Here is a 21,437-nt window from a genome sequence, read left to right as displayed (position 1 = left end):
GAGCCACCAGGGGCGACCGCGCGGGTCAATGCGCGGGTCAATGCGCGGGTCACCGTCCGAGCGGGCGGGCAGGTCGGCGCCGGCCGGTGAGCTCGGCCACCACCTCGGCCAGCTCGGGCGGCTCGACCCCGTCCGGCATGCTCTCCAGCCACGCGTGGCCGAGATAGGCCGCGCTCTCCTCCGGCGTCAGCTCACCCGGGTCGACCTCCGGCCTGGACTCCTCGAACCGCGCCAGATAGAACGGCTCGATCGTCACGTACCGCACGCCGAGCCACCGGAAATCGCGACGTACCTCGACCCAGACGTCCTCCACGGCCGAGCCGGACAGCCCGGTCTCCTCGGTCAGCTCACGCCTGGCCGCGTCCAGTGGCGTCTCACCCGGCTCCAGCCCGCCCCCCGGCGGCTCCCAGACGGTCTCGCCGCTCACCCGGTCACGCCAGTGCATCAGCAGCACCCGGCCCTGACCGTCGAGACAGACCACCCGCGCCGCGCGCCGATCGACACCTTCCACCCATCTCACCTTTCGCGGGGTCAGCGTTTCATGGCGCCATCGGCGATGGCGTCGGCCGCCTCGCCGATGGCCATGCCGACGATCTCCAGCCGCCGCACCAGCTCACGCTCCTTCATCGCGTCGGCCGTCAGCTCGCCGGAGAAGATGCGGGAGATCTCGTACTGGTACATCCGCCTGATCGCGCCGCCCGTCTTCTTCGCCTCCAGGGCGTCGTGCACCACGGCCGACGGGCGCGAGGCGAAGTCGCGCACGGCGTTCTCCAGCGCGTCGATGCCGGTGATGACCTGGTCGAGCAGCGGGGTGAAGCGGATCTGGTCGGGCACCCGGTAGAGATGCGACTCGCGGACGAAGTCGCGCAGCGAGTCGAGCACGTCGTCGATCGAGCGCGAGAGCCGGAACAGGTCCTCGCGGTCGATGGGGGTGACGAGCGCGGTGCGCAGCTCCTCGACCAGGCGGCGGCGCTCCTCGTCGCCGAGGTGCTCGATCGCGCGCATCTGCTCGTGCGCGCCCGTCCGGCCGACCTCACCGCCGATCATGGCCATGGCCAGCCACGCGCCCTCCTTGGTGGCTTCGAGCTGCCCCAGCAGGGCCTCGGTCAGCGCGCTGTCCATGCGTCCGGTCATCAGATCGCGGATGCGTCGAAGTCGCTTCATCGGGCTCCTTTCGCCGCTCATGTCCTGGCCAGGATGAAGGCCACGACGCCGGCCAGCAGGGCGCTCGCGGGGAGCGTCAGCACCCAGGCTACGACGATCTTCACGGCGGCGTACCAGCGGACCCGGCCACCTCCCTGGGCCACGCCGGCGCCGATCAGCCCGCCGGCGACGGCCTGGGTCATGCTCACCGGCATGCCGATCAGGGCACAGCCGATCACCGCGACGCCCGAGGCCAGCTCGGCCGCCACGCCGTGGAGGGGACGGGAGACGATGATCTCGCGGCTCAGCGTGCGTCCCGCCTTGGGCAGGCCGTACAGGGTGCCGATCCCGAACAGGAGCGCCACCAGCGCCGTGTACGGCAGCGGCGCGTCCGAGAAGCCCAGCGCGATCATGAAGATGGCCAGCATCTTCTGCCCGTCGTTGGCGGCGTAGGCCACGGTCTGCAGCAGGAAGCCCGCCCAGTGCCAGTGCCCCAGCCCGCGCGCCGAGGTCAGCTGGACCAGCAGCCGCGTCATCACCCAGGCCAGCAGCCCGCCGACGAAAGGCGCGGCCAGCCCGAAGAACAGCACCAGCGCGACGGAGCCGCCGGACACGGGCAGCCCCCAGCCCAGCCCCGCGCCGGTGAGACCGCCCACGATGGCCAGGGTGAGGCTGGTCGGACGGCCCCTGGAGCTGAGCACCATCACCACGACCAGCGACGCCAGCACCGCGATCGTCATCGCCGTCTTGCCGCCCGGCCCGTCGAACGTGGCCAGCCTGTTGACGAACGTCAGGGCCACCGCGTGGGTGGCCAGCGGCACCAGCGCCACCATCACGACGAGCGCGGCGATGCCGGTCACGGGACGCACCGTCGGGAGCTTGAGCCCGGTGGCCAGGAGCGCGCCCCCGTCGTTCATGCCTGACACGAACGCGAACAGGGAGGCGACCGCGATCAGTATGGCGAGGTCCAAGGGCGCCCGCTTCCTCTCTCCCGGCCGACCATCCCATCATGGCCCATGCCGGGATCGAACAGGCGACGGGTAATCTCGTACTCACCGGCGGCCCGGTGGTGACGCCGGGTAACCTGCCCGGATCAGCCCGGGCGACGCCCCTCCGATCCATGTCCGCGAAAGTGAACCATGACCTCAGCCGAGTACGTCCTGACCTTGTCCTGTCCCGACCGGCCGGGTGTGGTCGCCGCGGTCTCCGGGCTGCTCGCCGGGCACGGCGGCAACATCATCGAGAGCCAGCAGTTCGGCGACCGGGTCGAGCAGCGGTTCTTCATGCGGGTGCAGTTCGCCTCGCCGCTGTCGGAGGACGAGCTCCGGGCCGCGTTCGCCGCGCTCGCGCCGGAGTTCGGCATGGAGTTCGAGCTGCGCGACGTGGCCAGGAGGCCGCGGGTGCTGATCATGGTGAGCAGGTTCGGCCACTGCCTCAACGACCTGCTCTACCGGGTCCGCTCCGGCAGCCTCGACATCGAGATCGTCGCCGTCGCCTCCAACCACCCCGACCTGCGTCCGCTCACGCAGTCGTACGGCGTCGACTACCACCACCTGCCGATCAGTCCCGAGACCAAGGCCAGGCAGGAGGCCGAGGTGCTGGCGCTGGTCGAGCACTACCAGGTGGATCTGGTGGTGCTGGCCCGCTACATGCAGGTGCTGTCGGAGGATCTCTGCGCGAAGCTGGCGGGCAGGGCGATCAACATCCACCACTCGTTCCTGCCGTCGTTCAAGGGGGCCAAGCCCTATCACCAGGCCCACAACCGCGGTGTCAAGCTGATCGGCGCGACGGCCCACTACGTCACGTCCCACCTGGACGAGGGCCCGATCATCGAGCAGGAGGTGGCCCGGGTCAACCACAGCCACTCGCCCGACGACCTCGCCGCCATCGGGCGTGACGTGGAGTGCGTGGCGCTGGCGAGGGCCGTCAGGTGGCACTGCGAGCAGCGGGTGCTGCTCGACGGCCACAAGACCATCGTCTTCCCCCGCTGACGGCCGCCGGGCCCCGCCTCAGGGCCGGTACGTCCCGAAGTACCAGACGTTGCCGAAGGGGTCCTTGCAGGCGTACTCCCGTGACCCGTAGGGCTGGTCGACGAGATCCATGGTGATCTCGGCCCCCGCGGCCCGGGCCCGGTCCAGGTGCGCGTCCGGGTCGGCCACGGCGATGTAGACGCCGGGCCCGCCCGGAGCACCCTCCCCGATCATGATCATGTCGTTCTCCACGAGGAGCTCGGCGTGGGTGACGACCCCCTCGTCGTTCTTGGTCACCTCGTGCGCCCGGAAGCCGAACGCCGAGGTCAGAAAGTCGAGCGCGGCCGGACAGTCGTGATAACGGGCGAGTGCGTAGACGGTTCGCTGCATGACCTCAGTCTGCGCGCGGCGGCTTGCCGGGTCTTGGACGAATCTGACCGGGGGTCAGGCCGCCCAGCGTCCTGAACTCGCGGTTCAGGTGCGCCTGGTCGTAGAAACCGCACGAGGCGGCCACCTCGGCGATGGGGACGCCCGCCCGCACCAGCCGGGCCGCCCGGTCGAAGCGGATCACCCGGGCCGCGGCCTTGGGCGTCAGCCCGACCTGGTCGTGGAAGCGGGCGACGAGGTGGCGATGGCTCCAGCCGAGCGAGTCGGCCAGCGACGACACCCTGAGGGCGCCGCCGGAGCCGACCAACCGCGCCCACGCCCACGGCACCTCGGGACCGAGCTCCGGGCCCGCCAGGATGCGCCGCGTCAGCAGCCGGTCGGCCAGCGCCAGCCGGTCGCGCCACGACGGCGTCTCGGCCAGCCGGGCGACGGCGTCGCGGGCCCACCGTCCCAGTACGTCCTCGGCCGGCACCACCACGTTGGCCAGCTGCCGCATCGGCAGGCCGAACAGCCGCCGCGCCCCGAACGGGGTGAGGAACACCTGCACGCCCTCGGTCGGCTCGCTCGTGCGGGTCACCGTGAACCGGTCGCCGAGCCCGCCGGTGAACGAGGTGAACAGCCGGCCGGCCACCTCCGTCGGCGCGCCGAACCCCAGGATCAGCACCGCCCCCGGCATGGCCGCCTCGCTCCGCGTCACCGGCCGCCCGTAGTGCTCGCGATAGGCGGTCAGCCGGGTGACGTAGGGTCGCAGGGCCGGGCCGGGGGCGGCCTCGACCATGGCCGGCCCCAGCGCGTTCATGCCTTGGACTATAGGCCGGTGTGCCTGGCCAGGAAGGTGAGGGTGTCGGCCGACAGGTCGACCGTGCGGCTCACCGAGCGGGCGCCGTGGCCCACCTCCGTCTCGTTGCGCAGCAGGATCGGCCGGTCGGACGTGGAGGCGTGCTGCAGCGCCGCGCACATCTTCCACGCGTGCGACGGATGCACGCGGGTGTCGGACTGGAAGACGGTGAAGAGCGTCGCCGGGTAGGCGACCCCCTCGCGGACGTGGTGGTAGGGGGAGTAGGCCCGCAGCCAGCCGAACTGCTCGGGGTCGGCGGCGGAGCCGTACTCGACGTTCCAGGTGGCGCCCAGGCCGAACAGCTCGAACCTGATCATGTCGAGCAGCGGCGCGGAGCACGCGACGGCGGCGTAGAGCTCCGGGCGCTGCGTCAGAGCGGCGCCCACCAGCAGGCCGCCGTTGGAGCCGCCGGAGATGCCCAGCTGGGCGGACGTGGTGACGCCGGTCTCGATGAGGTGCTCGGCCGCGGCGTGGAAGTCGTCGAACACGTTCTGCTTGTGCGCCAGCATGCCCGCCCGGTGCCAGTCCTCGCCCTCCTCGCCGCCGCCGCGCAGGTTGGCGATCGCGTAGACGCCACCCGCCTCGACCCAGGCCAGGATCGACGCGGAGTAGCCGGGGGTCATCGACAGGCCGAAACCGCCGTAGCCGTACAGGATGGTCGGTCGCGGCCCCTCGGCGTCGACGGGCGCGATCACCAGCATGCGCACCGGCGTGCCGTCCTTGGACCGGTAGACGACCTGGGAGGTGCGCACCGGCGGCACGTCGACGGCGCCCGGTGAGGCGGCCCAGAGCGTGGTCTCGCCCGTCCTGGCGTCGTAGCGCTGGATCGTCGGCGGCGTGACGTTGTCGGTGTAGCCGAACCACGCCTCGTGACCGCCCTCGGGCCGCTCGGAGATGCCGCCGATGGTGCCCAGGCCGGGCGTGGGGACCTCGCCGAGCCGCTCGCCCGTCTCCAGATCGTGGACGGTGATCTCGCTGATGGCGTGGCGGGTCCAGCCGACCAGCATGACCGGCCGCTCCAGGTCGTCGAGGATGGCGAAGTCGGACAGCACCGCCTCGGGGTCCTCGGGGATCAGGTCACGCCAGGCGTCGGCGCCGGGCGTCGCCGGGTCGGTGACGCAGACCCGGGCCCGCGACGCGTCACGGTCGGTATGCACGTAGAGCCTGCCGTCGCGGCCGAACACCAGGCCGGTCTGGGCGTCGACGCCCTCCTGCACGACCCGCAGCTCGGGCCGGTCGGCCGGCGACGCCTCCAGGTCGGCCACCCACAGGTCGTTGCGCGGGGCGGTGCCCTCGCTGGCGGAGATCTGCAGCCAGCGGCCGTCACGCGACACCGAGACGCCGTAGTAGTTGGTCATCTTCAGGCCCTCGCCGAAGATCATCACGTCGTCCTCGGTGGACGTGCCGACCCGGTGCAGGTAGACGCGGCGGTGGAACTGCGCCTCGTTCTCGGGCACCTCGGTGCGCGGGAGCCGTCGCACGTAGTAGAACGCCCCGCCGCCGGGCAGCCAGGCGATGGGGGAGTAGCGGCAGCGGTCGATCGGACCCTCGATCCGGACCCCCGTGGCCACGTCCAGGAGGTAGAGGACCGACTCCTCGTCACCCCCCACCGAGAGCTGGTAGGCGAGCAGGCGCCCCTCCTTGTCGGGCTGCACCGCGTCGAGCGTGGTCAGGCCCGACGGGTCGATCGCCATCGGGTCGATCAGCGCCCGCTCGGTGCCGTCGGGGTCGACGACGTAGTAGACCGCGTGCTCCTGGTCCGGAGTGCGGCGGCTGAAGAAGTGACGGTCGCCGCGCCAGACCGGCGTGCCCACCGAGCCCGACCTGAGCAGCTCGCCGATGCGCTCCTTGAAGCGCTGTCGCCCGGACTCCCGCCGGAAGAGATCGGCCTGCGCGAGCAGCCAGCCCTTCGTCTCGGGACTGTCGGGATCCTCCAGCCACCGGTACGGGTCCGGCACGGGGGTCTCGTGCAGGAGCTCGACGGTTTCCTCGCGGCGTGCGGTTGGGTAAGGCTCACGGGTCATGTCCCGAACCCTACTGGCAGCGGGGACGCGTAAAGCCTGGGTGATACGGGCATAAAACGTATCGTGCGTCCCTCTGGTCATTCCGGCTGGAGGTTATGGGGTGGCGGGGACCACGCTCGAAACGCCAGACTTGGTGAGAAGGACGGTGCCGTGGTGTCGATCCGCTGGACCGTCCGGCGGAGGTCCACGTGACGGAAGCGTCCATGCCCCAGGAGGGGCCGACAGCCGGGACATGCCGCGGCATGTCCCCCTTGATACGCCCGCAGCGGGAAGAGGCACGATGATGCGCCAAGTCCTGCTGCTCAACGCCACCTATGAGCCACTCACCACGCTTTCGCTGCACCGCGCGATCGTGCTCGTGCTGCGGGAGAAGGCCGACGTCGTGCACCGTGACGGCCGGGGCGCGGTCCTGCGCTCGGCCAGCCGCACGCTCGACGTCCCCTCGGTGATCCGGCTGCGCAGATACGTCCGCATCCCCTACCGCTCGCGCATCCCGCTGACGAGGGCGGCGCTCATGCGGCGCGACGACTACCGCTGCGCCTACTGCGGCCAGCGGGCCGAGACCATCGACCACGTCGTGCCCCGGTCCCGTGGCGGTCCCCACACGTGGGAGAACTGCGTGGCCTCGTGCACGACCTGCAACCACCGCAAGGCCGACAAGTTCCTGGAGGAGCTGGGGTGGACGCTGCGCGTCGCCCCGGCGGTGCCACGGGGCGCTCATTGGCGGCTGATCGGTGCCTCACTCATCGGTGACCCGCAATGGGCGCCCTACCTCGAAGCGGCGGCCTGACCTCCGGGCCCGGATCCGGCCGGATCCGGGCCCGATGACGTTTGCCGCCGCGAGCCGCCGGCTGGCAGGATCCACGCATGTGGAGCTTCACCGCTGACGTCGAGGCCTATGCCCGAGCCGCCGAGCCGTTCCTGCTGGCCGACCCGGTGCGCAACACGGTGCCGCTCACCGTCCTGGCCAATGTGCGGGCGGGCATGCCGGCCGAGGGGGCCTGCTTCGGCTGGTGGACCGCCGAGGGCGAGGTCCGGGGCGCCGCTTTCCGCACTCCGCCGCACCCGGTCGGGCTCGCCCGCATGCCGGTCGAGGCGATCGGGCCGCTGGTGTCGGCGCTGGACGGCGCGATCCCCGAGGTCGTCGGGCCGGTCGATCTCGTCGACGCGGTCACCGAGGCGCTCGGCCGCACCGGCGACGTCCGCGCCGAACGCCTCTACCGTCTGGAGACGCTGACCCCGCCCGACGTGCCGGGCCGGGGCCGGCCGGCGACGGCGGCCGACTTCCCGCTGCTGGTGAGCTGGATGCAGGCGTTCGAGACCGAGGTGCGGCTGACCGGCGGCGCCGACACGGTCGCGAGGGTCCAGCGGCGAATGGCCGCGGGGGAGCTCTTCCTGTGGGACGACGACGCGCCGGTGTCGCTGGCGGCGGTGTCGCCGCAGGCGGGCGGGGTCTGCCGCATCGGGCCCGTCTACACCCCGCCGTCGAGCCGCAGGCGAGGCTACGGCGCCGCGGTGACCGCCTTCGCGAGCCGGACGGCGCTGGACGAGCGGTGCGACGAGGTGGTGCTCTTCACCGATCTGGCCAATCCGACGAGCAACGCCGTCTACCGGTCGATCGGATACCGGCCGGTCGCCGACTACGCGCAGGCGACGTTCCCGCTCTGACGTAATCTGTGCCCATGCCGCGTTACGACTTCCGCTGCCGCGCCTGCGGCTCCACGTTCGAAGTGTCCCGTCCCATGTCGGCGTCCGACGACCCGGCCTCCTGCCCGGAGGGCCACGACGACACGGTCAAGCTCCTCTCGACGGTCGCCATGACCGGCGGTGCCGCCGCACCCCGGCCCGCTGGAGGCGGGGGCGGCTGCTGCGGCGGCGGATGCTGCTCCTGACCCGGTGTTTCTGGCCCTGCTCGGCGGTGACGCCCTTCACCGCCGAGCAGGGCGCGACGCGTGTGTCCCCAGGGTGGGCTCAGATGGCGCGCTGGAGGGCCTTGGGGCGCTTGCGCCGCTGGAACGGCAGGAAGCGGTCGGCCAGGTGGGGCCTGGAGGGAGACAGCGTGGGCTCCACCGCGATGATCCGGTCGAACCTGAACGCCCGGATGCCCCGGCGCATCCGGCACACCCCCACCAGATACCAGTATTCGCGGTGGACCAGACAGGTCACCGGCTCCACGTCACGGCTGGTGACGTGTCCGGAGGCGTCGCGGTAGTGGAGACGGATCATGAGTCTGCTGGTGATGGCGTCGGCGATGAGCCTGGCCCGGGCGGCGATCTCCACGGGCAGCGGCTCGGTGAGCGTCGCGAGGGTGGTGGCGATGACGTCGTCGTCGAGGTCCAGATGCTCGAACACGTGCTGCAGGCCGCGCCGGGCGGTGACAGCCTGGGGGCCCGATCCCAGATGGGCCAGGGAGAGGGCGAGGGCGGCGATCTCGGCGGTCGTCAGCGGGCGGGTGGTGGGCTTCACGACTGTAGCCATACCCACACAATAGAGATGGGCACTGACATTTTTCGAAAACGTGTACGGCAAGCAAGGTAACCCTGCCCTCGCCGTACAGGTCGGACGGCGAGGGCGGCGAGGGCGGAGAGGGCCGGGTCGGCGGGCCCGACGGTCAGCGGGAGAGCTGCGTCAGATCGCGTGAGGCGCCCGTGGAGGCGGACGTGGTCATGGCCGCGTAGGCCTGCAGGGCCACGCTCACCGGCCGGTGACGGTCACGCGGACGGTAGCCGCCGAGGTCGGCCAGCAGCCGCTCGCGGCGCGCGGCCAGCTCCGGCTCGGGCACCCGCAGCTCAAGGGTCCGCGACGGGATGTCGATGTCGATGATGTCGCCGTCCTCGACCAGCGCGATCATCCCGCCCTCGGCGGCCTCAGGAGAGGCGTGGCCGATCGACAGCCCGGACGTGCCGCCCGAGAAGCGCCCGTCGGTGACCAGCGCGCACGCCTTGCCGAGACCTCTGCCCTTGAGGAACGAGGTCGGGTAGAGCATCTCCTGCATGCCCGGCCCGCCCTTGGGCCCCTCGTAACGGATGACCACGACGTCGCCCTCGCGCACGCGGTCGCCGAGGATGCCCTCGACCGCCTGCTCCTGCGACTCGAACACCACCGCCGGCCCGCTGAACTTCCAGATCGACTCGTCCACGCCGGCCGTCTTGACCACGGCGCCGTCGCGGGCGATGTTGCCGTACAGGACCGCGAGGCCGCCGTCGGACGTGTAGGCGTGCTCGCGGTCGCGGACGCAGCCCTCGGCGCGGTCGAGGTCGAGGTCGTCCCAGCGGTTGTCCTGGGAGTAGGGCTTCACGGTGCGGACGTTGCCCGGGGCCGCGTGCCACAACTCGACGGCCTCCGGCCGCACGGTGGGCGAGCACGGGTCCCACTCGGCGAGCAGGGAGCCGAGCGTGCCGCCGTTGACCGTCGGCACGTCGCGGTGGAGCAGCCCGGCCCGGTCGAGCTCGCCCAGGATGGCGGGGATGCCGCCCGCCCGGTGGACGTCCTCGACGTGGTACTTGTTCGTCGCGGGCGCCACCTTGCACAGGCACGGCACCCGCAGCGAGATCTCGTTGATCTCCTTGAGCCCGAAGTCGACGCCCGCCTCGCGCGCCGCGGCCAGGATGTGCAGGATCGTGTTGGTGGACCCGCCCATCGCCACGTCGAGCGCCATCGCGTTCTCGAACGCCTCGTGGGTGGCGATCGAGCGCGGCAGCACCGACTCGTCGTCGTCCTCGTAGTAGCGCCGGGCGATCTCGACCACCTGGCGGCCGGCGTCCTGGAAGAGCCGCTCGCGCCGCTTGTGGGTGGCCAGGATCGTGCCGTTGCCGGGCAGCGCCAGGCCGATCGCCTCGGCCAGGCAGTTCATGGAGTTGGCGGTGAACATGCCGGAGCACGACCCGCAGGTCGGGCAGGCGTTCTCCTCCATCTCCAGCAGGTCGGCGTCGGACACCGACTCGTCCGCCGCGGCGATCATCGGGTCGATCAGGTCGAGCTTGCGGCCCGGGGTCTTGCCGGCCTCCATCGGCCCGCCGGAGACGAAGATCGTGGGGATGTTCAGCCGGAACGCGGCCAGCAGCATGCCAGGCGTGATCTTGTCGCAGTTGGACACGCAGATCAGCGCGTCGGCGCAGTGGGCGTTGACCATGTACTCGACGGCGTCGGCGATCAGCTCGCGCGACGGCAGTGAGTAGAGCATGCCGCCGTGGCCCATCGCGATGCCGTCGTCGACGGCGATCGTGTTGAACTCGCGCGGGATCGCCCCCGCCTCTCGGATCGCCTTCGCCACCACGTCGCCGACCTCGCGCAGGTGCACGTGGCCGGGGACGAACTGGGTGAAGCTGTTGGCCACCGCGATGATGGGCTTGCCGAAGTCGCTCCCCGCTACGCCGGTCGCCCGGAGCAGGGCCCGGGCGCCGACCATGTTCCTGCCGTGGGTGACCGTACGTGACCTGAGGGCGGGCATTGAGCTTCTCCCATCGCTAGCGAGTCTTCCCATGGTACGGCCACCGCCCGGGTGCTGAGACGCCCGTCCACGGCGTGGACATGGCGCCCGGGCCGGCTCCATGGACGCGGGCCGGAGGATGGACCCGAGCCGGAGAAAAGGACGCGCGCGAGAACATGGGCGAACGCCAGAACGGGCTCCCGCTTGGCGCGGAAGCCCGCCGGAAGACTGGACGACCTCAGGGTGGGTGGGCGACCTCAGGACGTGCCCGGCCGCGCGGGCCGGGCGGTCGGCTCAACCCTCGCCGTATCGCGCGGGCAGCACCTGAGCCGCGATCTCGTGGAGCCGCTCGATCTCGGCCTCGGTGAGGGCCCGCTCGCGCTTGGTGATCCACTTGCGGGCGCGGGCGCCCTCGTAGACGTCGACGCCGCGGATCGTCATGATCTTCCACGGCACCGGGGGCCCGTAGATGGCCAGCGACGGCACGACCGAGATCTCCCGCCCGTACGACTTGCTGATCAGCTCGCTGGCCTGGGTCGCCTCCCACTTCGCCTCGGTGAGGCGGGGTTTCATGTCGAAGGGACCGTGGAAGAGCTTCTTGCCCATCTGCACACGGACCGGCAGCCGCTTGTCCCACTTCTCGGAGTCGACCGCGTAGACGCCGGTCGGCCCCACGACCAGGTGGTCGATCTGGGCGTCGCTGCCGGGGATCGCCCTGGCGTGCAGGGTGCGGTAGCCGTTGCGTTCCAGCTTGCGGAGCTGGGCCTCGGTACGGCGCTCGGCGACGGAGGCGCGACGCCAGGCCGGCACGGTCGAGTTGGACCGTGCGCGGTAGACGGCGTCGAGGATGGCCGCGATCACGCCCGCGCTCACACCCACACGCCAGTCGAGCGCCAGGAATCCCACGACCAGGCTGACCCCGAGCGCCAGCAGCGCGCGGTTGCGCACCTGCCGGAACCGGCGTTGCTGGAGCACGCTGCGCAGTGAGGCGCGCTCGACAGGCGCGTAGGTCGAGGCGGGTGCCGCTGGTCGCGCGGTGGTCTGGTCCGCTTCGGGGCGGTCGCTCACCCAGATGGGTGAGGTGTTGGGACCGTCTTCTCGCTGGTGGTCGGAGTCCACGTAGATCACCGTAGCCCGTGGTTCTCGTCGTTTCCTAGTCTTGCCCTGTCCATAGTTTTATGGCCCAGCTCACTGTGTTCCACGCCCGTTTTCCGGGTATCTATTACGTTCCTCGCCGGAGACCCTACGCTGAGGCAGCGTGCGAGACCTTCACGAGCTTTCGGCTCTCGAGCAGGCACAGGCGATCCGTGACCAGGAGATCTCGCCGGTCGAGCTCACCCAGCACTACCTCGATCGGATCGAGCGCCTCGACCCGCACGTCGGCGCGTACGTGACCGTGACCGCGGAGAGGGCACTCGACCAGGCCCGCCGCCTGGCGAAGGAGCTGCCAGACGGACCGCTCGCCGGAGTGCCGATCCCTGTCAAGGATCTTAACCTGGTCAAGGACGTGCCGATCATGTTCGGGTCGGCCACCTACCGGGAGTTCGTCGCGCCCCTGGACGACACGGTGGTGGAGCGGCTGCGCGAGGCCGGCACCGTCATGCTGGGCAAGACCGCGACCCCCGAGTTCGGGCTGCCGTGCTACACCGAGACCGACCTGTCTCCGCCCGCCCGCTCGCCCTGGGACACCAGCCGGTCCGCGGGCGGGTCGAGCGGCGGAGCGGCGGCCGCCGTGGCCGCCGGGCTCGCCCCCGCCGCCCAGGGGAGTGACGGCGCCGGCTCGATCCGCATCCCCGCCTCGGTGTGCGGTCTGTACGGCATCAAGCCCACCCGGGGCCGGATCAGCTTCGCGCCGATCATCCCCGACCTCGCCGGCCTGTCCACCAACGGCCCGATCGCGCGCACGGTGGCCGACGCGGCGGCGCTGCTCGACGTGATGGCCCACAACAGTCCCGGCGACACGTTCCTCGCGCCGCGGCACGAGGGCACCTTCCTGGAGCGGGTCGGCCGCGACCCCGGGCGGCTGCGCGTCGCCCGTTACGCCGACCCCGTGGTGCCAGGGGCCGAGGTCCATCCCGACGTGCTGGCCGCCTACGACGAGGCCAGCGACACGCTCGCCGCGCTGGGCCACGAGGTCGTCGACATCGCCCGGCCGTACGGGCCGGACATGGTGCCGCACTTCATCACCATGTGGTGCGCGTTCGCCTGCATGCATCCCGTCGCCGACCACCAGACGGACCTGCTGCGGCCGATCACCGCCTGGCTGCGCGAGCGCGGCTTCGCCACTCCCGCCCCGACGTTCCTGCAGGCCCAGGCCGCGCTCCAGCTCGCCTGCCGGGCGGGGGTCGCGGTGACCGACGGCTACGACGCCGTGCTCACCCCGACCGTCACCCAGCCGCCCGTGCCGGTCGGCTGGTTCGAGGACGTGGCGGACGCCGAGGAGACGCTCGAGCGCATGAGCAGGTTCGCCACGTTCACGGCCGTCTACAACGTCACCGGCCAGCCGTCGGTGAACCTGCCGCTGCACTGGACGGCCGAAGGGCTGCCGATCGGCGTCATGCTGGCCGGGCGGGTCGGCGACGAGGGCACTCTGATCTCGCTGTCGGCGCAGGTGGAGGCCGCCAGGGGCGGATTCTGGGGCGACCGGCGGCCACCCGTCTGGTAGCTCCCCGCAGACGGGTCTGGCCGGACGGGCGAAGCCGGATTACGTTCGTGGTGTGAACGGCGCGCAGGAGACTCTGGTCCTCCTCATCGGGATGTCACTGGGACTGTTCGTGCTGATCAGCCTGCTCGTGATGGCCCCTGGCAGAAGCCCGTCCCGCCGGGCGGCGACCGGCCCGGTGTGGCTGGGCGGTCCCGGCCGCGGGGAGCACGGCGTGAGCACCTCCGGCCTCGTGCTGGACGACCAGGTGCCGCGCTGGGCGCCGGTCCCCGAGTCCGACTGGCTCGACGCCGCCCGGACGGCCGAGCCCGGTGGCCGCACCGGCGGCGCCTCGGCGGGGTGGTGACGATGCGCCTGCTCAGCACGGCACAGGCCGACGACATCAGGAAGGCGCTCCTGGTCGCCGAACGCCGCAGCGGCCTGAGGTTCGGCCTGTTCGTCGGCCCGCCGGAGGGTCCGCGGCGGCACTTCGCCGAGCGGCTGCACGCCGTGTTCGGGGACGAGGCCGACGACGCCGTCGTCATCCTCGTCGACGTCGCCGGGCGGGGCGTGGAGATCGTGACCGGGGCCGGCACCAGACGCCGGTTGACCGATGCGTCCTGCCGGCTGACCGCGATGTCGATGGCCACCGCGTTCAGCGTCGGCGATCTGGTGGGCGGCCTGCTGTACGGCATCGGCGCCCTGGGCGAACAGGCCACGGCCAGACGGTAGGCGCCCGGCTAGCCGGGCAGGCGTTCGAGGAGGCCGACGATGTGCCGGCTGACGCCGTCGAGCAGCGTGGCCGGAGCGATGGGCGTGGCGGCGATGGCCGAGAACAGCGAGGGCAGGCCCGGCAGGGGGAAACCGTCGTCCTTGAGCGCCGCCGCGCCGACCTCGCTCTTGTCGAGCACCGCCCGGCTGCGCTCCCAGGCGTCGAGCACCTCCTCCGGTGAGGGCACGCCGAAGCCGTGGCCGACGGGTGCCGCGTGGCGGAGCCGTACGAGGGGGGTTTCGGCGAAGGCCAGCGCGGTGCGGGCGCGAACGCCCAGGTCGGCGCGTGGTTCTGGGTCGATCCAGTGCATCGCCGTACACGGCTTGCGGCAGGTGGAGACGCAGACGGCCACGGCGCCGGCGACCTGGCTGTGCTGGCGGTCGAAGTAGGCGCGCCAGCCCTCGGGCGGCTCGATCGACACCCGGAGGGTGCGGTTGGTGGCGGACTGCTCGGACTTGGTGTGGTCGCAGTCGCGGTCGCCGATCACGCCGAACCTGCTGCCCGGGGCGCTCAGGCCCTCGGGCCACCGCGCGGGATCACCCGCGTGGCCGAGCTGCGGCTCGAACGCCAGCAACGGAAGGTATTCGCCGGCGATGTGCACGGCGGCGATCATGGGGCTCAGCTCGCGGCGGTGCCAGCGGACGGCGATCACCTCCAGCAGCAGCCGGTAGGCGGGCCGTAGCGACTCGAGCGCGCCGCGCGGCTGCTCGCGGGCGGTCTGCGGCATGTGGCACGCCCGGGCGCTCCGCCTCAGGGCGGCCGGCACGGACCGCGCCTCGACGGCGAAGTCCTCGGCGTCGAGGGAGAGGAGCCGCTGCCCGAAATCGCACACGTCGGCGACCTCGGGATCAGGCGCCAGCGCCCCGAGATCGGCGAACGCGTAGCGGCGGGCCAGTGCGATGAACAGGTCGCGAGTCGAGTCCACCTGATCACCTTCTCACGGCCCTGGAGGGCCGGCGGAACGCCGGAGGTCAGGGGCAGGGCTCCCGGATGCACTGGATGTCGCCGGTCGGCTTGGGCTCCTCGGCGGTCGGCTCGGGCTCCTGCGGACCGGGGGACGGCGGCTCCTCGGTCGGCTCGGGCTCCGGCGGCGAGGTGGTGGGCTTGCCGGTCGGCTCGGGCTCGCCGGTGGGCGTCGCGCTCGGCGTGGCCGAGGGGGAAGTGGTGGCCGTCACGACGGGAGCCGAGGAGTCCTTCGTCGGCGGCGCCTGCTGCTGTTGTCGTACCGGCTGCCTGCTGCTCGGAGTCACGCCCGGCGACGGCGCCTGACTGGTCGACACCGCAGGGGGAACGGTGACCGGCTCGGCGGCGCTGTCAGAACGTATCCAGACCGAACCCGCCACCGCCACGGTCGCCACGATCGCGGTGAGGATCGCCAGGCCGGCGGTCAGGACCCGGCGCCGGGTGCCGGACCGCGCCTCGGGCACCACGTGCGGCGCGTGGTGTTCGGCGCCCGGCAGCGTGCTGTGCTCCGTGCCGTCAGCCACGCCGGACGCGGTGGCCGACGCCCCTGCCGAAGCCGCTGCGGGCGCGAACGCGTGCGAGGCGGACGGAGCCGACGAGGCGGCCGTGCCCATGGCCTGGCGCGCCGCCAGAGCGACCTCGTTGGCCGAGGCCCAGCGTCGCTCGGGCGTCTTCTCCAGCGCCCTCTCGACCAGCCGGCGAGGCCCCGGCGGCACGTCGGCGGGAAGCTCGGGAACGGGCGCGTGCAGGTGCTTGTAGATGATCTGTACGGGAGTGTCACCCTGGAACGGCAGCCGCCCGGTCAGGCACTCGTAGGCCACCACGCCCAGGGAGTAGAGGTCGACGGCGGGAGTCACGTCGCCGGCCATGGCCATCTCGGGAGCGCAGTAGGCCGCCGAGCCCAGCATCGTGCCGGTGGCCGTGAGCTGGCCCGCCGAGACGGAGTGGGCGATGCCGAAGTCGGTGAGCGCGGCGCGGCCGTCGGACCGGATCATCAGGTTGGCCGGTTTGACGTCGCGGTGCACGATGCCCTGCGCGTGGGCTGCGGCCAGCGCGTCGGCCACCTCGGCGACCAGCCGCATGGTGGCGTCGGGGCCTAGCGGGCCCCGGCGCAGCACGTGGTCGAGCGACTCGCCGTGGACGAGCTCCATCACCAGGAAGCTGAACCGGCGCTGGTCGACCTCGCAGGCGCCGTAGTCGTAGACGTCGACCACGCCGGGATGCCGGAGCGTGGCCATGGCCCTGGCCTCGTTCTGGAAACGCCGGGCGAACGCGGGATTCTCGGCCAGCGCGGGCATCATCACCTTGATGGCCACGGTGCGGCCGAGCACGGAGTCGTCGGCGCGCCACACCTCGCCCATGCCGCCACCGCCGAGGCGGTCGGTCAGCACGTAGCGATCGTTGAGCGTGGTCCCGGGGCCGAACACGTTTCCGAGGCTAACATCGCGTCTTCGATGCGATCGCCGTTTCCGTGGGCGGGCCTCGCCCCTCCCGCAACTTACCGGGCGAAACGGACGGGGCCCCGGTCGCGGCGCGCGGCCGGGGCCCGGTCAGGGCGCCTAGGAGGCGTCCTTGGCCCGGTTGCGCAGGGCGCGGCTGACCCCGTCGGCGCCTTCGAGGATCAGCCGGCGCAGAGCCTGGGGCGGCTTGGCGGTGGCCAGGTAGTCCTGGGCCGCCGCGACCGTCTCGGGCTCGATCAGCAGCGACGGGAAGCACCCGACCGCGAACGTCTGCGCCTGGTCGAACGTCCACTCCTGGTAGATCCGCCCGACCTCGGCGAAGTAGGCCTCGCGGTAGGGCTCCAGCAGCTCGGGATGGTGCGGGTCCTGGAAGCCGCTGACCGTGGTGCGGGCGATGTGGTTGGCCAGCTTGCCGCCCACGATCGTCTCCCACGCGGCGGCCTTGGCCTCGGCCGTCGGGATGGTCGCGCGGCACAGCGCCGCGGACCGCTCGCCGGTGGCGGTGGGGTCGCGCTCCAGCTCGGCGGCGATGTCCGCCTCGCCGAGCCGGCCGCCGGAGACCAGCGCGTGGACGAGCGTCCAGCGCAGGTCGGCGTCGACGCTCAGCCCCTCGGGGACGTCCGAACCATCGAGGATGGCGCTCAGCACGGTGAGGTCCTCGGCCGAGGTGGCCACCGGCGCGAAGGCCTGCAGGTAGGCCAGCTGGTGGTCGGAGCCTGGCTCGGCCGTGGCCAGCAGCGACCTGAGCTCGGCGGAGAGCAGGGCGAGGCCCTCGGCCCGCCAGGCCGGGTCGGCGTACTGCTGCACCGCCAGCCGCGCCTGCCGGAGCACCGCCTGCAGCACCGTGATGTCCTTGACCGTGCCCACGCCCGAGACGACCAGCCGGACGTAGTCGCGGGTGGACATCTCGCCGTCACGCGTCATGTCCCAGGCCGCCGACCAGCACAGCGCCCTGGGCAGCGACTCGGTGAAGCCGGTGATGCCCCCCGCGACCAGTGTGCCGAGCGAGCGCTCGTCCAGGCGGATCTTGGCGTACGTCAGGTCGTCGTCGTTGATCAGCACCAGGTCGGGCTGTCGCTCGCCGGCCAGCTCGGGCACGACCGTGCGGGCGCCCACCACGTCCAGCTCGACCCGCCTGGTCCGGGTGAGCACGCCGTCGGCCAGTGAGTAGAGGCCGATGGCGACACGGTGCGAGCGCAGCGTGGGGTAGTCGGCCGGTGCCTCCTGCAGCACCTCGAAGCGCTCGAACCGGCCGTCGGGCGAGACGGTGAACGACGGGCGCAGCGTGTTGACCCAGGCGGTCTCCAGCCATTCCTTCGACCAGGACGACAGGTCGCGGCCGGAGGTCCGCTCCAGGGCGCCGAGCAGGTCCTTCAGCTCGGTGTTGCCCCAGGCGTGCTCGGTGAAGTAGTCGCGCACGCCGGCCAGGAAGTTGTCCAGCCCCACGTAGGCGACCAGCTGCTTGAGCACCGAGGCGCCCTTGGCGTAGGTGATGCCGTCGAAGTTGACCTCGACCGCCTGCATGTCGGGGATGTCGGCGGCGATCGGGTGCGTGGAGGGCAGCTGGTCCTGGCGGTAGGCCCAGGACTTCTCCACGTTCGCGAACGTGGTCCACGCGCCCTTGCCCCAGCGGGTGGCCTCGGCCTGCGCCAGCACGGACATGTAGGTGGCGAACGACTCGTTCAGCCACAGGTCGTCCCACCAGCGCATGGTGACCAGGTCGCCGAACCACATGTGGGCCATCTCGTGCAGGATCGTCTCGGCCCGCCGCTCGACCACGGCGTCGGTGACGCGGGAGCGGAAGACGTAGTCCTCGAGGTAGGTCACGCAGCCGGCGTTCTCCATCGCGCCCGCGTTGAACTCGGGCACGAACAGCTGGTCGTACTTGCCGAACGGGTAGCGCACGCCGAACACCCGGTGGAAGAAGTCGAACCCCTGCCGGGTGACCTCCAGGATGTTGTCGGCGTCGAGGTGCTCGGCGAGCGAGGCGCGGCAGTAGACGCCGAGCGGGATGCCGTCGTGCTCCGCCGTCACCTTGTGGTACGGCCCGGCGACCAGCGCGGTGATGTACGTGGACATGACCGGCGTGGCCGGGAACCGCCAGCGCTTGGCGGGCTGCACGGCCCCGTGCCTGCCGCCCTCGGCGGGCAGGTCCTCGACCGACGACGCCGCGGCGTTGGAGACGACCTCCCAGTCGCCCGGCGCCAGCACGGTCAGCTCGAAGGATGCCTTGAGGTCGGGCTGGTCGAAGCAGGCGTACATGCGGTGCGCGTCGGCCGTCTCGAACTGGCTGTGCAGGTAGACCCGCTGGTCGACGGGGTCGACGAACCGGTGCAGACCCTCGCCGCTGCGCATGTAGGCGCAGTCGGCGTCGACGCGCAGCACGTTGGACGCGGCCAGCGAGGGAAGCGGGAAGCGGCCCTTGTCGGCGTCGTAGGCGGAGACGTCGAGCTCGACTCCGTTGAGCGCGACCTGCCGCACCTGGGCGCCGTGCAGGTCGATGAAGGTGGACGCGCCGGGTCTGTCGGTGGTGAAACGGACCGTCGTGACGCTTTCGAAGCGCTCGTCGCCCTCGGTCAGATCGAGCGCGACCTCGTACGACTCGACATCCAGCAGCCGAGCACGCTCGCGAGCCTCGTCCCGGGTCAGATTGCCTGCCAAATTCCGCTCCTTTGCACCACTTCGTTGGGGTATGCCGGTATCCTGCCACGCTGGGAATAGGAGACGGGCTCCCCCAGGTTATGGCCCCACATGACTGCGAAGACTCCTGTGGACCTGTGGTTCGATCCTTTCTGCCCGTTCGCCTGGCTGACGTCACGATGGCTGCTCGAAGTCGAGAAGGTGCGGCCCATCGAGGCGCGCTGGCACATCATGAGCCTCACCGTCCTCAACGAGGGCAAGGACGTAGACGAGGCCTACCGTGAGGGGATCGCCAAGGCCATCGAGCCGGTCCGGGTGATCACCGCCGCCGCGGCGAAGTACGGCGAGTCCGTGATCGGCCCCCTCTACACCGAGATCGGCACCCGCCTGCACAACGAGGGCCGCAACAAGCAGCCCGGCCAACTGCGCGCCGTCCTCGGTGAGTCGCTCGCGGCCGTCGGGCTCGACCCGGAGCTGGTCGCGGCCGCGGATTCCGAGGAGTTCGACGCCGCCGTACGCGAGTCGCACAACACCGGCATCGACCTGGTCGGCCAGGAGGTCGGCACTCCTGTCATCCGGGTCGGCCGCAACGCCTTCTTCGGCCCCGTCATCACCCGCGTGCCGCGCGGTGAGGAGGCCGGCCGCCTCTGGGACGGCGTGCTCCTGGTGACCGCCTTCGAGGACTTCTTCGAGATCAAGCGCTCCCGCACCCGCCCGCTGACCTTCGACTGAGTTCGGAACAATCCCCTCAATCCCGGGCTCATACCTTTACTCTGCAGAAAAGGGTGCGTCAAGCGCCTGTCCTCGCTTTGCGACGGCAGGCGCGCGAGGATGGGGGCCATGCGTCAGCTATACATCGGCGGTGCCTGGACCGCTTCGGCCTCGGGTGAGGCGATCGACGTTGTCAACCCGGCCACTGAGGAGATCATCGATCGGGTGCCCGCGGGCTCCCCTGACGACGTGGAGCGAGCGGTCCTGGCCGCGCGAGAAGCCTTCGCCTCCTGGTCGGCCACCGCGCCGGCCGAGCGGGGCAAACTCCTGGCCGCGGCCGCCGAGCTGCTGAAGGAGCGCGCCGACGAGGTCGCGCGGACGATCGCGAGCGACATGGGCGCGCCGCTCGGCTTCGCGCTCAAGGTGCAGACCCTGATGCCCGCCGGAGTGCTGGCCTCCTACGCCCAGCTGGCCGAGAGCCACCCGCGTGAGTCGCGCGTCGGCAACTCGCTCGTGGTCAAGGAGCCGGTCGGCGTGGTCGCGGCGATCACCCCGTGGAACTACCCGCTGCACCAGATCATCTGCAAGGTCGCCCCGGCGCTGGCCGCGGGCTGCACGGTCGTCCTCAAGCCGAGTGAGGTGGCGCCGCTCGCCGCCTACGCGCTGGCCGACATCTTCCACGAGATCGGGCTGCCGCCCGGCGTGTTCAACCTGGTCAGCGGGCGAGGCCCGGTGGTGGGCGAGGCCATGGCCGCGCACCCCGAGGTCGACATGATCTCCTTCACCGGCTCGACGGCCGCGGGCCGCAGAGTGGCCGCGCTGGCGGCCGAGACGGTCAAGCGCGTCGCGCTGGAGCTGGGCGGCAAGTCCGCCAACATCATCCTGCCCGACGCCGATCTGGGGGTGGCCGTCAAGGTCGGCGTCGCCAACTGCTTCGTCAACGCCGGCCAGACCTGCACCGCGTGGACCCGCATGATCGTCCACCGCGACCAGTACGACGAGGCCGTCGGCCTGGCCGTCGAGGCGGCGCGCAAATACACCGTCGGCGATCCGTTCGACGAGGCCACCCGGGTCGGCCCGCTCGTCTCCGCCACCCAGCGCGACCGCGTGGTCCACTACATCAACCGGGGCCAGGAGGAGGGCGCCCGGCTGGTGGCCGGTGGCACCGAGCCGCCCCTGGACCGCGGCTACTACGTCGAGCCGACGATCTTCGCCGCGGTCGAGCCCGGCATGACGATCGAACAGGAGGAGATCTTCGGCCCGGTGCTGTCGATCATCCCCTACACCTCCGAGGACCAGGCGGTCCGGATCGCCGACGGCACCAGGTACGGCCTGTCCGGAGCGGTCTGGTCCGCCACCGAGGAGCGAGCCGTCGCGCTGGCCCGGCGGCTCCGCACCGGTCAGGTGATGATCAACGGCGGCAAGTTCAACCCGATGGCGCCGTTCGGCGGCTACAAGC

21 protein-coding genes are annotated in these 21,437 nt (G+C 71.6%); 9 read left to right on the top strand and 12 right to left on the bottom strand.

Annotated features, from left to right (window positions below):
- Positions 1–49 precede the first annotated feature (49 nt).
- Genes IEY82_RS30430 through IEY82_RS30420 form a run of 3 tightly spaced genes read right to left on the bottom strand, consistent with a single transcriptional unit; the run spans position 50 to position 2,114 of the window.
- On the bottom strand, positions 50–511 hold the full coding sequence (locus tag IEY82_RS30430; RefSeq protein WP_189127705.1) for an NUDIX hydrolase: 462 nt from the start codon (positions 509–511) through the stop codon (positions 50–52).
- Positions 512–531: 20 nt separating this feature from the next.
- On the bottom strand, positions 532–1,164 hold the full coding sequence (locus tag IEY82_RS30425) for a DUF47 domain-containing protein (RefSeq protein ID WP_189127704.1): 633 nt from the start codon (positions 1,162–1,164) through the stop codon (positions 532–534).
- Positions 1,165–1,181: 17 nt separating this feature from the next.
- Entirely contained in the window at positions 1,182–2,114 is a 933-nt protein-coding gene (locus IEY82_RS30420; RefSeq protein ID WP_189127703.1) for an inorganic phosphate transporter, read from the bottom strand.
- A gap of 168 nt (positions 2,115–2,282) precedes the next feature.
- Between IEY82_RS30420 and purU the strand changes: the two genes are divergently transcribed.
- Positions 2,283–3,134 carry a formyltetrahydrofolate deformylase gene (gene purU, locus IEY82_RS30415; RefSeq protein WP_189127702.1) on the top strand — a complete coding sequence of 284 codons (852 nt, stop codon included), beginning with the start codon at positions 2,283–2,285 and terminating at the stop codon, positions 3,132–3,134.
- Between the two features lie 18 nt (positions 3,135–3,152).
- Here purU and IEY82_RS30410 read toward each other — a convergent pair whose 3' ends face one another.
- From IEY82_RS30410 to IEY82_RS30400, 3 genes are read right to left on the bottom strand one after another with little or no spacing between them, the layout of a single operon-like run.
- Positions 3,153–3,503: a VOC family protein gene (locus IEY82_RS30410; protein ID WP_189127701.1), complete on the bottom strand. Its 351-nt coding sequence runs from the start codon at positions 3,501–3,503 to the stop codon at positions 3,153–3,155.
- A 4-nt stretch (positions 3,504–3,507) separates the two neighbouring features.
- Positions 3,508–4,299 carry a helix-turn-helix domain-containing protein gene (locus IEY82_RS30405; RefSeq protein ID WP_189127700.1) on the bottom strand — a complete coding sequence of 264 codons (792 nt, stop codon included), beginning with the start codon at positions 4,297–4,299 and terminating at the stop codon, positions 3,508–3,510.
- Between the two features lie 8 nt (positions 4,300–4,307).
- Positions 4,308–6,362: a prolyl oligopeptidase family serine peptidase gene (locus tag IEY82_RS30400; protein ID WP_189127699.1), complete on the bottom strand. Its 2,055-nt coding sequence runs from the start codon at positions 6,360–6,362 to the stop codon at positions 4,308–4,310.
- A 283-nt stretch (positions 6,363–6,645) separates the two neighbouring features.
- On the opposite strand from IEY82_RS30400, the gene IEY82_RS30395 reads away from it, so the two are divergent.
- The 3 genes from IEY82_RS30395 (at position 6,646) to IEY82_RS30385 (ending at position 8,254) form a co-directional block, all read left to right on the top strand.
- Complete coding sequence (locus IEY82_RS30395) at positions 6,646–7,152, top strand: HNH endonuclease (protein WP_189127750.1); 507 nt, start codon at positions 6,646–6,648, stop codon at positions 7,150–7,152.
- Positions 7,153–7,229: 77 nt separating this feature from the next.
- On the top strand, positions 7,230–8,030 hold the full coding sequence (locus tag IEY82_RS30390; protein ID WP_189127698.1) for a GNAT family N-acetyltransferase: 801 nt from the start codon (positions 7,230–7,232) through the stop codon (positions 8,028–8,030).
- 14 nt (positions 8,031–8,044) lie between these two features.
- Positions 8,045–8,254: an FmdB family zinc ribbon protein gene (locus IEY82_RS30385; RefSeq protein ID WP_189127697.1), complete on the top strand. Its 210-nt coding sequence runs from the start codon at positions 8,045–8,047 to the stop codon at positions 8,252–8,254.
- 79 nt (positions 8,255–8,333) lie between these two features.
- Here IEY82_RS30385 and IEY82_RS30380 read toward each other — a convergent pair whose 3' ends face one another.
- The 3 genes from IEY82_RS30380 to IEY82_RS30370 form a co-directional block, all read right to left on the bottom strand.
- Positions 8,334–8,840: a helix-turn-helix transcriptional regulator gene (locus tag IEY82_RS30380; protein WP_189127696.1), complete on the bottom strand. Its 507-nt coding sequence runs from the start codon at positions 8,838–8,840 to the stop codon at positions 8,334–8,336.
- 133 nt (positions 8,841–8,973) lie between these two features.
- Entirely contained in the window at positions 8,974–10,812 is a 1,839-nt protein-coding gene (ilvD, locus tag IEY82_RS30375; RefSeq protein ID WP_189127695.1) for a dihydroxy-acid dehydratase, read from the bottom strand.
- A 273-nt stretch (positions 10,813–11,085) separates the two neighbouring features.
- Positions 11,086–11,910: a nuclease-related domain-containing protein gene (locus IEY82_RS30370; RefSeq protein ID WP_189127694.1), complete on the bottom strand. Its 825-nt coding sequence runs from the start codon at positions 11,908–11,910 to the stop codon at positions 11,086–11,088.
- 139 nt (positions 11,911–12,049) lie between these two features.
- On the opposite strand from IEY82_RS30370, the gene IEY82_RS30365 reads away from it, so the two are divergent.
- The 3 genes from IEY82_RS30365 to IEY82_RS30355 are packed head-to-tail and all read left to right on the top strand — an operon-like array spanning position 12,050 to position 14,164.
- Positions 12,050–13,456, top strand: coding sequence for an amidase (locus IEY82_RS30365; protein ID WP_189127693.1), 1,407 nt, complete (start codon positions 12,050–12,052; stop codon positions 13,454–13,456).
- A 52-nt stretch (positions 13,457–13,508) separates the two neighbouring features.
- Positions 13,509–13,799: a hypothetical protein gene (locus IEY82_RS30360; protein ID WP_189127692.1), complete on the top strand. Its 291-nt coding sequence runs from the start codon at positions 13,509–13,511 to the stop codon at positions 13,797–13,799.
- 2 nt (positions 13,800–13,801) lie between these two features.
- Complete coding sequence (locus tag IEY82_RS30355) at positions 13,802–14,164, top strand: TPM domain-containing protein (protein ID WP_189127691.1); 363 nt, start codon at positions 13,802–13,804, stop codon at positions 14,162–14,164.
- A gap of 8 nt (positions 14,165–14,172) precedes the next feature.
- Here the strand turns inward: IEY82_RS30355 and IEY82_RS30350 are convergent, their stop codons facing one another.
- From IEY82_RS30350 to pepN, 3 genes are all read right to left on the bottom strand, one after another.
- Complete coding sequence (locus tag IEY82_RS30350) at positions 14,173–15,129, bottom strand: hypothetical protein (protein WP_189127690.1); 957 nt, start codon at positions 15,127–15,129, stop codon at positions 14,173–14,175.
- Positions 15,130–15,175: 46 nt separating this feature from the next.
- Entirely contained in the window at positions 15,176–16,594 is a 1,419-nt protein-coding gene (locus IEY82_RS30345; protein ID WP_189127689.1) for a serine/threonine-protein kinase, read from the bottom strand.
- 132 nt (positions 16,595–16,726) lie between these two features.
- Positions 16,727–19,288 carry an aminopeptidase N gene (gene pepN / locus IEY82_RS30340; RefSeq protein WP_189127688.1) on the bottom strand — a complete coding sequence of 854 codons (2,562 nt, stop codon included), beginning with the start codon at positions 19,286–19,288 and terminating at the stop codon, positions 16,727–16,729.
- 90 nt (positions 19,289–19,378) lie between these two features.
- Between pepN and IEY82_RS30335 the strand changes: the two genes are divergently transcribed.
- Both IEY82_RS30335 and IEY82_RS30330 read left to right on the top strand, forming a co-directional pair.
- Complete coding sequence (locus IEY82_RS30335) at positions 19,379–19,999, top strand: mycothiol-dependent nitroreductase Rv2466c family protein (protein ID WP_189127687.1); 621 nt, start codon at positions 19,379–19,381, stop codon at positions 19,997–19,999.
- Positions 20,000–20,107: 108 nt separating this feature from the next.
- On the top strand, positions 20,108–21,437 hold a 1,330-nt coding region (locus tag IEY82_RS30330), incomplete at its 3' end, for an aldehyde dehydrogenase family protein (protein ID WP_189127686.1).

Source organism: Nonomuraea cavernae (assembly GCF_014646355.1).
In the GTDB taxonomy this organism is placed as follows: domain Bacteria; phylum Actinomycetota; class Actinomycetes; order Streptosporangiales; family Streptosporangiaceae; genus Nonomuraea; species Nonomuraea cavernae.
The sequence above is the reverse complement of the archived record's forward strand: the minus strand, read 5'-3'. Positions and strand labels throughout refer to the sequence as shown.